General features: G+C 71.8%; 11 protein-coding genes. 4 read left to right on the plus strand and 7 right to left on the minus strand.

All coding sequences use genetic code 11. The features are described from left to right. Positions 1-272: 272 nt before the first annotated feature. The 3 genes from ABT300_RS37030 to ABT300_RS37040 all read right to left on the minus strand — a co-directional run bounded on the left by ABT300_RS37030 (position 273) and on the right by ABT300_RS37040 (position 3,176). Complete coding sequence (locus ABT300_RS37030; protein WP_351685561.1) at positions 273-1,790, minus strand: NlpC/P60 family protein; 1,518 nt, start codon at positions 1,788-1,790, stop codon at positions 273-275. Between the two features lie 217 nt (positions 1,791-2,007). After that, positions 2,008-2,520 (minus strand): hypothetical protein, encoded by a 513-nt coding sequence (locus ABT300_RS37035; protein WP_351685564.1) that lies wholly within the window; start codon positions 2,518-2,520, stop codon positions 2,008-2,010. A 158-nt stretch (positions 2,521-2,678) separates the two neighbouring features. Next, entirely contained in the window at positions 2,679-3,176 is a 498-nt protein-coding gene (locus ABT300_RS37040; RefSeq protein ID WP_351685567.1) for a hypothetical protein, read from the minus strand. Between the two features lie 346 nt (positions 3,177-3,522). On the opposite strand from ABT300_RS37040, the gene ABT300_RS37045 reads away from it, so the two are divergent. Beyond that, positions 3,523-3,912 (plus strand): DUF4333 domain-containing protein, encoded by a 390-nt coding sequence (locus ABT300_RS37045; RefSeq protein ID WP_351685569.1) that lies wholly within the window; start codon positions 3,523-3,525, stop codon positions 3,910-3,912. Positions 3,913-3,949: 37 nt separating this feature from the next. On the opposite strand, the gene ABT300_RS37050 is transcribed toward ABT300_RS37045, so the two are convergent. After that, positions 3,950-4,435 carry a MarR family winged helix-turn-helix transcriptional regulator gene (locus ABT300_RS37050; protein WP_351685572.1) on the minus strand — a complete coding sequence of 162 codons (486 nt, stop codon included), beginning with the start codon at positions 4,433-4,435 and terminating at the stop codon, positions 3,950-3,952. A gap of 173 nt (positions 4,436-4,608) precedes the next feature. Here ABT300_RS37050 and ABT300_RS37055 point away from each other — a divergent pair, with 173 nt between their 5' ends. Continuing rightward, on the plus strand, positions 4,609-5,976 hold the full coding sequence (locus tag ABT300_RS37055) for a pyridoxal phosphate-dependent decarboxylase family protein (protein ID WP_351685589.1): 1,368 nt from the start codon (positions 4,609-4,611) through the stop codon (positions 5,974-5,976). A gap of 39 nt (positions 5,977-6,015) precedes the next feature. Here ABT300_RS37055 and ABT300_RS37060 read toward each other — a convergent pair whose 3' ends face one another. Beyond that, complete coding sequence (locus tag ABT300_RS37060; RefSeq protein ID WP_351685575.1) at positions 6,016-6,498, minus strand: ATP-binding protein; 483 nt, start codon at positions 6,496-6,498, stop codon at positions 6,016-6,018. A gap of 175 nt (positions 6,499-6,673) precedes the next feature. On the opposite strand from ABT300_RS37060, the gene ABT300_RS37065 reads away from it, so the two are divergent. Continuing rightward, positions 6,674-7,039: an STAS domain-containing protein gene (locus tag ABT300_RS37065; protein ID WP_351685578.1), complete on the plus strand. Its 366-nt coding sequence runs from the start codon at positions 6,674-6,676 to the stop codon at positions 7,037-7,039. 73 nt (positions 7,040-7,112) lie between these two features. Here ABT300_RS37065 and ABT300_RS37070 read toward each other — a convergent pair whose 3' ends face one another. Then, positions 7,113-8,042 carry a UTP--glucose-1-phosphate uridylyltransferase gene (locus tag ABT300_RS37070; protein WP_351685581.1) on the minus strand — a complete coding sequence of 310 codons (930 nt, stop codon included), beginning with the start codon at positions 8,040-8,042 and terminating at the stop codon, positions 7,113-7,115. A gap of 213 nt (positions 8,043-8,255) precedes the next feature. On the opposite strand from ABT300_RS37070, the gene ABT300_RS37075 reads away from it, so the two are divergent. Further along, positions 8,256-9,356 carry an AI-2E family transporter gene (locus ABT300_RS37075; protein WP_351685583.1) on the plus strand — a complete coding sequence of 367 codons (1,101 nt, stop codon included), beginning with the start codon at positions 8,256-8,258 and terminating at the stop codon, positions 9,354-9,356. 64 nt (positions 9,357-9,420) lie between these two features. Here ABT300_RS37075 and ABT300_RS37080 read toward each other — a convergent pair whose 3' ends face one another. After that, positions 9,421-10,248, minus strand: coding sequence for a class I SAM-dependent methyltransferase (locus ABT300_RS37080; RefSeq protein ID WP_351685586.1), 828 nt, complete (start codon positions 10,246-10,248; stop codon positions 9,421-9,423). Positions 10,249-10,512: the final 264 nt, after the last annotated feature.

The following is a 10,512-nucleotide window of genomic DNA, read 5'->3' on the forward strand; positions in this document are numbered from 1 at the left end:
GGTCCATGAGTGGTGTGCCCCCGAGGCCAACGGCGCGCAGAGCGCCGTTTCTGACGCCGACTGGTCAGGTCGGCGACCGTGTGTCTGGGGGATGGTAAGCCGGGACGGGAACGCGGAATCTGAGGCATGCCGGGAAGTGACGAGCATCACAAAGACCGGTCGGTGTCCGGCACATGAGGACACCGACCGGTTCATGGGACCGCCCCGGTACGCGGACCCCCCGTGAGCCTGCCTACCGGGGCGGTGGTCAGAGGTTCAGCCGACGAGGCCGGTCAACTCATGCCCGGAACCACGCAGTTCCGGACGCCGTCCAGCCACGCGTCGCCCTTCATATAGATGTTGCTGATCCAGCCCTGGTATTCGGGCAGATACGACCAGGTGTCGTTGGTGTATCCCTCGGCCGTCACGCTCTCGGCGTGCTTCTGGCAGGAGACCGCGACACCGGTAGGACCGGAGAGCCGGGTCACGACGCCCGCGCCGGCGGAGGGCGTGCTGCGGATCGTCACCCCGGTGCCCCATGTGCTGTAGGCGTGCGCGCCGACGGGGGTCGCGGTGCCCCTGCCGTCGCAGGCCGGGACGCCGGAGAGCCAGGCGTCGCCCTTCATGTAGATGTTGGTGATCCAGCCGCCGTACTGCGGGAGATAGGACCAGGCGTCGTTGGTGTAGCCCTCCGACGTCACGCTCTGGGCGTGTATCTGGCAGCTGACGGCGACCGAGGTGGGACCGGCCAGCCGGGCGACCGTCGTCCCGTCGACGGTGGACGGCTGGGAGCGGATCGCCACGCCCGTGCCCCACGTGCCGTAGGCGCCGCCCTGGGTGGCGTTGCCCCCGCCGCCGGGGCCGATCTGCGAGTCGTAGTCGGACCCTGAGCAGGTGGGCACCTCCGGCAGCCAGGCCGGACCTCTCAGGAAGATGTTGCTGATCCAGCCGCCGCGGTTGGACAGATACGTCCAGGCGTCGTTCGTGTAGCCCTCCGCGGTGACGCGCTCCCCGCGCTGCTGGCACTTGGCGTACACGATGTCCGGTCCGGACAGCAGGGTGACCTGGCCGGCCGAGCGGTTGGGGTGCTGGCGCACGGCGACGCCCGTGCCCCACGTCACCTGCAGCGTGCCGTCGTAGCCCGTGGGTTCCGTGAACGGGCTGCCCTGCGGCATCCGCGTCACCCCGACCAGGCGGTTGTTGCTGATACGCGAGTTGATGTCGATCACGCGGATCGGCAGCTGCGACTGATAGGCCTCGACGACGTAGCCGCCCCCGAGGTAGATCATCATGTGGGTGATGTCCTTGACCTGACCGCCGACCGCTGTGTACACCAGATCGCCGGGCTCCATGTCGGACACGGCCGGCTTGCCTCCGCCTGCGCCGTGGACCTGCTGGTACGTCCGCCCCGCGTTGACGTACATGGCATAGGCCGTCCCGCCGCCGAGGATGTCGTACCCCGCAGCCCTGGACCAGGCCCAGCGCGCGAACCCCGAGCAGTCGAACCCGCGGGTCTGGGGGTCGAGCGCGGTCTCCTCGAAGTGGCTCGGGCTGCTGAGGTCCCAGGTGCCGTAGCTCTGGCCGGGAGCCGGTCCATGGCCTCCGCCCCACGTGTACACCGTGCGCGCACGCCATTCCGCGCAGGCCGCGTCGATGGCGCGCTGCGCCTCGGGCGAGGCGATGCCCTGCACGGCGCACGAGTTCTGCTCCCCCGTGCCGGCCGCCTGGGCGGCGGTCGTCGGGAGCAGGGCCAGGAGAAGGGCGGTCACCATCAGGGCGACCAGCCCCGCTCCCCGGCGCAGTGTTCTCATCCGGTTCTCCTCTCGCGGCCGTGCCATGTGGTCGTGGCGCCGACAGTCCGGACCGCGTTTTCGATCAGGCCCCCGTGTGGCTCAGGGGCGGAACTGGCCTCACCGTGGCCCCCACGGGCCTGCGGTACCAGGGGTTTCCCGTTGCCTCTTGGCGCGACGACCGGGAAACCCCTGATCCGACCCCTGCTCCCCAGCTCTTTTCGGTCCAGCGATCCGGTCAGCCGCGCCAGATCTTGACGTACGTCACCGCGTCGTTGAGCGCGTCGCCGACGTAGGAGATGGAGCGTCCGAAGGTGCCGTTGCCCCTCGGGCCGCTGAGGAAGGCCTTGGTGCAGCCGCCGTCGACCAGGAGCGACGACAGGTGCGAGGACCACCAGCTGTTCGGGCTGAAGCTGTAGCCGGCCGCGTCGCAGGGCCCGGCGTTGCCGTAGACCTTGGTGTACTGGCCGCCCCAGTCGGCGTGCTCGGCCCAGGTCATCAGCTCCGTCTGCGCCGCCGCTCGCGGTACGGCGGCCGCGGCCCGGGCGGAGGCGTCGGGACCGCTGAAGCACTGGTGCAGGCTGACGTGGGAGACGTCCTCGCCGGCCTTCACCTCGTCGAGGACGAGGACGCAGTGGGCCGGCCCGGCGGCCTTGCCTGCGACGGGGGCCGACGCGGCGACGGCGGGACTGCCCAGCGCGGCCACGAGGGCGGCCGTCGCGAGCGCGAGCACGGCGCGTGACTTGTTCATATGTGTCTCCAGAGGGGTTTCGTCGTCATGGTCGTCGGACGGAGGTCGTGCGAGCCGCACGCGAGTGCGGGTGGACGTGCCGGTGGACGTCCTGACGGACGTGCGGGGTGGACGGGCGGGGATGGCTTGCGGGGTGGAGACGTGCGGCCGGGGTCGGCCTACCACCACGGGTCCGTGCAGTGGATGCCGGACCGGGTGGAACCGCACGCGCGGAACTTCCAGTTGGCGTCCGTGCTGGTGCGCTGGGCCGCGCTCGTCTTGTTCTCGCCGCCCCGTGAGGTGAAGGGCCCGCACTGGATCCAGGTCCGGCCGCCGTCCCGGGTCCAGTCCAGCCACACCTGGTTGCCCGGCTGCACATCGCCCGCGATGAGAGCCCAACCGCGCTGGACGCCACGGATGTTGCCGTACTGCAGACTGATGTTGACGCCCTCGCTCCACAGGGTCACCTGGCGGGCGGTGGTGTCGTACGCGTTGTCGGAGATGTCGATGAACCCGTTCCTGCCGCCCTCGCAGTCCGAAGCGGCGGCCTGCGCCGAGCCCGCGGGCCCGAGGAGCGTCATGCCGCCGGCCAGCAGCGCCGCGGCAGCAGCCGTGGACAGGGCCCGGCCCCGGACGGACCGCCGTGCGGCGGACGAAACACTGTTCCAACTGATCACTGGCGCGCATCCCTACGTGAGTTCAGCCCCGGGGCCGCCGCACCGTGCGACGGCGCTCCCTGGAGATCGACGATGCTCACGTTGTCGTCGGCGGCCCGGGACGGCCAGGCGTTTCCCGGGGTTGTCCCGTTGCCCGTGCCGTGGGAAACGCCTGGTCCCGCGGCCGGGGAGTCGGTATTGCGCCGGGGTCGGCCGTACGGCCGAGAAGGGGCGGCGTGGCCAGGGGCGGGATCTGGCCGTACGGCTGAGGCGCACGCCCCCATCCGTGGGCGAGAGTGGAGTCAGTCACTTCCTCCACTCGATCGATGTCGCTCACAGGTCCAGGACCCGAACCCGGGAGTACGAGATGCAGCGCGGTTTCCTCGTCGGCTCCGTGGGCGGTGCGGTCGCCGTGGCCGCCGTGGCCGGTGTCGTCACCTGGCTCTGCGCGGCCACGGATGTGCAGCACACCACGATCGACCCCGTCTCCGAGGGGCTCTACGTGCGGGAGGACGGCCACCTCGCGGTCTCCCACACCATCCTCGAAGCGCGCATCCAGGGCTGGTACCACCCGCTTCCCTGGCTCGGACGGGAGATCCACGACGTCTCCTGCCCGTCCCACCTCAAGGCGGTGGTCGGTGCGGCCGAGACGTGCAGGGCACGTTCCGGCGGCGAGCGGATCTCCATCCCCGTCCGGGTGGTCGGCGTCGAGGGTGACCCCGTCAAACCGCGGGTCACCTGGAAGTTCGACCGTTGACGCCGCGAGCGCGCCGGGGCGGCGGGCCCGGCGCCCCTCAGGCGTCGTCGCGCAGTGCCCGGTGGATCTCGCCGAGCGAGCCGGTCAGCCGCGCGTAGTCGCCCGGCGTCACCGGCGTGACGAAGTACCGCTCGACGACCTGCGAGTGGACCTCCGCCGCCCGCAGGAAGACGGAGCGACCGCGGTCGGTGGCCTCGACCAGCACGCTGCGGCGGTCCTCGGGCGACGGCACTCGGCGGACCACGGCGGCCTCCTCCATGCGGTCGATCAGACGCGTGACACCGCTGCTGGTCAGCGTGAGGTCGTCGGCCAGCACGCGTTGGGTGATCTCCTCGCCCGGGCGGCGACAGAGCCTGATGAGGACCTCGAACATCGTGTGGCTGATCCCGCACTCCCGCCTGAGAGCGCCGTCGATCCGCTGTTCCAGCCGGGTGGCGGTCTTGATCAGGAGCCCGAAGTCGTGCACCAGCGGGCTGTTGGCAGCACGGGCGGCCTCGTCGCCCGGCCGGTCGGCCGCATCCACCTGTCGACGTCCTCTCCTGTCCACGGCCCCCTCTGCCGAAGGCCGTCACCCCGACTTTACTGCCCGCTCACCTACCGACGTCTCAATTGCTGAGCAGTCAATTGCTGAGCAGTCAGCAAAATCCTAGGATGGAGCCCACCACCGCGCAGCAGTCGGAGAAAGGGGACATGTCCATGGACCTGCAGCACTGGCTCGGCCGGGCCACCCACGCCATACAGGAGTGGGCCGACACCTACAGCCCGTACGAGCCGCACCCCTCCCTGCACGTCGACGACGAGCGCTTCGCCTCCGCCTTCGAGGAGCTCACCGGTCGGCTGACGCGGGACAACTACCCGTTCTTCCACCCGCACTACGCCGGCCAGATGCTCAAGCCCCCGCACCCCGCCGCAGTGGTCGGCCATCTCACCGCCATGCTGATCAACCCCAACAACCACGCCCTGGACGGCGGCCCGGCGACCGCGGCGATGGAGCGCGAGGCCGTCGCGCAGCTCGCCGCCATGTTCGGCTACGACACCCATCTCGGCCACCTCACCACCAGCGGCACGATCGCCAACCTCGAAGCCCTCTTCGTCGCCCGGGAACTCCACCCCGGCGAAGGAGTCGCCTACAGCGCCGAAGCGCACTACACCCACGGCCGCATGTGCCACGTCCTCGGAATGAAGGGCCACCCCGTCCCCACCGACGAGGGGGGCCGCATGGACCTCGACGCCCTGGAGGACGTCCTGCGCGGCGGAGACGTGGGCACCGTCGTCCTCACCGCGGGGACCACCGGACTCGGCGCCGTGGACCCGATCCACCGCGCGCTCGCCCTCAAGGACCGCTACGGCGTCCGCCTCCACGTCGACGCCGCGTACGGGGGCTTCTTCACCCTGCTCGCCGGCGCCGACGGCCCCGAGGGGCTCCCGTCCGAGCCCTGGCGGGCGATCGCCCGGTGCGACTCGATCGTCGTCGACCCGCACAAGCACGGGCTCCAGCCCTACGGCTGCGGGGCCGTCCTCTTCCGCGATCCCGAGGTGGGGCGCTTCTACCTGCACGACTCGCCCTACACCTACTTCACCTCCACCGAGCTGCACCTCGGCGAGATCAGCCTGGAGTGCTCCCGGGCGGGCGCCTCGGCCGCCGCGCTGTGGCTCACCTTCCGCCTCCTGCCGCCCACCCCGTCCGGTCTCGGCCGCGTGCTGGCGGCCGGCCGCCGGGCCGCTCTGCGGTGGGCCGACCTGATCTCGCAGTCCGACGTGCTGGAGCTGTACCAGCGGCCGGAGTTGGACATCGTCGGGTACTTCCCGGCCGTGGAACCGGCCACCCTGTCCGCCGTGGACGCCGCGTCCGCGCGGGTGCTGACCGACGGCATGAACGACGGCGACCCGGTGTTCCTGAGCACCCTCAAAGCCGGTCGCGAGGCGTTCGCGGTCCGCCGTCCGGAGATCGCCGCGGACGTCGACGGCGCGCGCATCCTCCGCAGCGTCCTGATGAAGCCGGAATCCGAACAGCACGTCGAGCGTCTCCACGCCCGGGTGGAACAGCTCGCTCGGCCCCGCTGAGGGCAAAGTCCGCTCCGCGCTCGGAGCGCGGAGCGATCGTCACCAGGGGCGGTGGGCCGCGGCGTCACGGCCGGGCGGGTCTGCGAGGACAATGCGGGCGACGACTCGTTTGCCGTCCGGCTGCGGCTCGACGACGAGGTCATGGGCGACGGCCTGGACGATCTCGAGACCGTGCTGGCCGATCCGGGCGGGGTCCGCGACGCCCACCAGCGGCACCGTGGGGTCGCTGTCGCGGACCACGACCTCCACCATCGCTCCGGACACGCGCAGCTGCATCGACGCCGGTCCCGGCGCGTACTTGCGGACGTTGGTGACCAGCTCGCTGACCACCAGCTGGGTCAGGTCCATCGCGCGCGGGGAGACGTCCACACCGCGATCGTCACGGGCCCGCGTGAGGAAGTCGGCGGCGTCGCGCCGGGCCTGAGCGATGCACCCGTCGCCTCCGGAGAGGACATACCCCGCCTCGATCAGGTCGGCGCCGAACCCCGTGCCGCCGCCGTCGTCGTCGAATCGCGATTCCACCAGGCATCGTCCTTCTACTCCCCACTCACGGGTGTGCGTGTACCCGCCACGTTGTCATGCATGTCGCGGGCCGTGTTCTTCGGCACAGCCGGTTGGGAGCGTGCGGCTGACACCGTGCGGCAGAATTGCTCTCACAGACGCTGCCCCCGGCAGCCTAGGTGCGATTGAGGAAACGGTGACTGACAACCAGGAAACGGGCCGATCCGACCGGCTGTCCGTCGAACACGCCAGCGTCGGCGGCATCCGTGTCGTGAGCCTGCGCGGCGAGATCGATCACGACGTCAAGGACGCGCTGAGCGAGGCACTGCTGTCCCGGGACGGCGATCAGGGGCGCCGGATCGTGGCGGACCTCAGTGGCGTGACCTTCCTGGACTCCAGCGGCATCAACGTGTTCGTCCAGGTACACCAGCAGGTGAGCGCCGCCGAAGGGTGGCTGCGGCTGGCCGCCGCCCAGGAATCGGTGGCGCGGGTCGTCCAGCTCGTCGGCCTCGACGCGGTGCTCTCCTGCCACAGCACCGTCGAACAGGCGCTCACCGCCTGATCGACGGTCCGCCCCGCCCGCCGGGCCGCGGGCCGCACGCCGTGCGCGATCGGCCCCGGCGCGAAGCCGCGGATCAGGAGTCGCGCTCCGGCCGGTGGCCGGCGGCGCGGTCGGCGTCGAGCCCGGCCACCAGACCCCGCAGGACCGGCCCGTACTCGGGATGGGCGAGCGCGGACGCCATCTGCGCGACGAGGTAGTCGGCCGGGTTGCCGGTGTCGTACCAACGCCCCTGGATGACCTGCCCGTACACGGCGCGGGTGGCGGCGTAGGCGTTGATCGCGTCGGTCAGGTAGACCTCGCCGGTCCGGTGCTCGTACCAGCGGCGGGTCTGCTCACGGAGTTCGTCGATGATGCCGGGGGTCACGACGTAGCCGCCGATGGCCGCGTAGGACGACGGGGCGTCGGCGGGCCGGGGCTTCTCCACCAGTCCGGTGATCCGCAGGGTGCCGCCGCCGAGGTCCTCCTTGACGATGGGCACGCCGTACCGCTGGGAGTCACCCGGGTCCATGGGCAGCAGCGCCAGGACCGGACAGCCGGTCAGTTCGTAGGCGCGGATCAGCTGTTGGGCGCGGGGCACGTCCGCCACGAAGACGTCGTCGGGCCACAGCACCAGGACGGGCTCGTCGCCGAAGGCACGGGCGGCGTTGAGGACGGGGGTGCCGTTGCCGTACGGGCCTTGCTGGTCGAGGTAGGTGATGTGGCCCTGCCGGGCCAGCTCGGCGACCTCCTCCACCGCGTCGGCGTAGGCGGTCTTGCCGTCGGCGCGCAGCTGGGCGACGAGGGCGGGGTTGGGCCGGAAGTGGTCCTGGATGAGGCTCTTGCCGCCGGAGACGACGATGGTGATGTCGGTGATCCCGGAGTCCACCAGCTCGCGCACCGTGTGTTCGATGACCGGCTTGTCGCCGACCGGGAGCATCTCCTTGGGGATCGCCTTCGTCAGGGGCAGCAGACGGGAGCCCAGTCCGGCGGCGGGGATCACTGCCCTGCGGATCGTCGGGGACATGAGGTCTCTCTCGGTCGAACGGCACACCGTGCCGGCCGGCACGGCACAGCCGACGCTACCAACGCCCGCCACCGCCGCCGCCGCCCGGACGCCTGTTCCCGACAGCGGTTCACGACGCCGGTCCCATCGGCCGTTCACCCGGCCGGTGCGGCCTTCGGGGGAACTCCGGGCCGACGCCGCGATCCGGCACTCGACGCGTGGTAAGGGCATGAGATGTCCACACCCCCCGATGAGCCGGCCGCGCCGACGGAGCGGCGCGGCGGCGACGGGCCGCGCGTGCCGGCTCTGCTGCGGACCGCGGCCGCCTACGCATGGAGGCTCATCGCCGTCGGCGTCGTCGTCCGGGTCGTCTTCTCCGTGCTCGGACAGTTCCACCGGGTCGCCGTCGCCGTCTTCCTCGGCCTCGTCATCACCGCCGTGATCCGCCCGGTGGTCGGCCTCCTCGCCCGGTTCATGCCCCGTCCGCTCGCGGTGGCGACGGCGCTCGTCGGTGCGATCGTCCTCGTCCTCGGCGTGCTGGCGCTGGTGGGCGAGACCGCGGCCGATGAGCGAAGCGGGCTGGAGAAGGAGTTCGTGGCGGGCATCGACCGGATCGAGAGGCGGCTGGAGGACCCTCCCTTCCGGCTCCCCCCGGACGCGTTCGACGATCTCCAGTCCCGGATCGGCTCTCTGCTGTCGAGTCACCGCTCCACCCTCATCAGCACGGCGCTCAGCGGGGCGAGCCGACTCGTCGAGGTGCTGACCGTGCTGGCCCTGGCCCTGTTCTGCGGGGTGTTCTTCACGTACTCCGGCGACCGGCAGTGGCAGTGGGTGTGCGACCAGCTGCCCGACGGGGCACGGCGGACGTTCAACGTCATGGGCCAGGCCGCCTGGCGGACCTTCACCGGCTACACGCGCGGCATTCTGCTGGTGGCCGTGATCAACGCGGTCCTCGTGGGCATCGCGCTGTTCGCCCTCGGCGTGCCGCTGGCCGTCCCGTTGGCGCTGCTGGAGTTCCTGGCCGCGTTCATCCCGTTGATCGGCTCGCCGATCGCCCTGGCGGTGGCGGCCGTCGTGGCCCTCGCGTCGAAGGGGCTCCTCGTCGCGGGGCTGGTCGTGGCCCTGATCGTGATCATGGGTCAGATCGAGGGCCACCTTCTGCATCCCATCGTGATGAGCTGGGCCGTCCGGCTGCATCCGGTGGTGGTCGCACTGGCGGTCGTCGGCGGAGCGGTCGCGGCGGGGGTGATCGGCGCCGTGGTCGCCGTACCGCTGGTGGCCGTCGTGTGGTCGGTGCGCCAGGCGCTGCGCGATCGTCCCGACGTCCTGCAGTGAGTCCGGCCCGCGCCACGGCCCGCGCCACGGCCGGAGCCGGGGTCGGGGCCGGGGGCCGGGACGGTCAGCGAGCGTCCGCCCCGGGTCTGCGTCCCCAGGCGGTCAGCATGCCGGCCGACAGCGCGGCGCACTCGTCGGAGTCCAGATACCGCATCGCGGCGTCGACGCCCGCGTCGTCGACCAGTCCGGTGGCCAGCATCGCCGCTCTGCTCCGCTCCCACGTGTCGGCCCAGAAGCGGCTGAGCGGACCGCCGGGCAGCAGCGGCGGCACATGGACCTCGGCGGCGACGGACACGAGTCCCGCGTCGCGCAACAGGCGGGGATAAGAGGGCACCCAGGAGACATCGGTGCCGATGGTGGCCCGCAGGCCCTGCCACATCGCCCGCATCGCCGCGCTGTAAGGGGTGGCGGGCGTGCGCTCGTTCGTCAGGTCGACGGCGTCGCTGAGCACCAGCACGCCCCCGGGCGCGACGAGTCCGGCCAGCCGGGCGATCATTCGTTCGTGCTCGGGCAGATGCATCAGCACGAACCGGGCGTGGACGAGCCGGAACCGGCCGGGGACGGAACCGGCGGCGGTGACGTCGGCCTCCAGCACACGGAGTCCGGGAATCTGACGCGCCTCGAGGAAGCGCACATCCCGGTCCACGGCGAGCACGCTCGCCGCCCCGGCCTCCTCCAGCAACCGGCGTGAGACCGTGCCCGTGCCGGCGCCCACGTCGAGGCAGTCCCACCCCGGTCCGACGCCGATCGCCCGCAGCCGCGCCATAGTGATGTCGTCGTAGGCGAGCGCGCCGAAGTCGATGCGCTCTCCCTCGCCCGCCTCTTCGGGGCGGAAGACGCTTTCGCCGTATCGCCCGCCGTGCGGCGCGTCCCCGCGCGCGGCGGCGCTCACGTCGCGACCGGAGTGACGCCGGGGGCGCAGGCCCTGCCCAGCCCCGGAGGCCTACCTGCGAGGGGCGGCAGCGGCGGGAAGTCGAACGGTTTCATGGCCGAGCCTCTTTACGCGCGATGGGCGATGCCGGGCGGCGGCCCCTCCCCGGGGGGCGCCGCGTCACGAAAACGCCCGGGCGGCCGCGCGGGCGGGCGAGGCGCGCCGCCACTGAGCCGCACGGGCCCCGGGCGCCGGGGGGGGGGGTGTAAGATAGGGAGAGCGGCG

It is taken from the genome of Streptomyces sp. NPDC001027, assembly GCF_040299045.1.
Classification (GTDB): Bacteria; Actinomycetota; Actinomycetes; order Streptomycetales; family Streptomycetaceae; genus Streptomyces.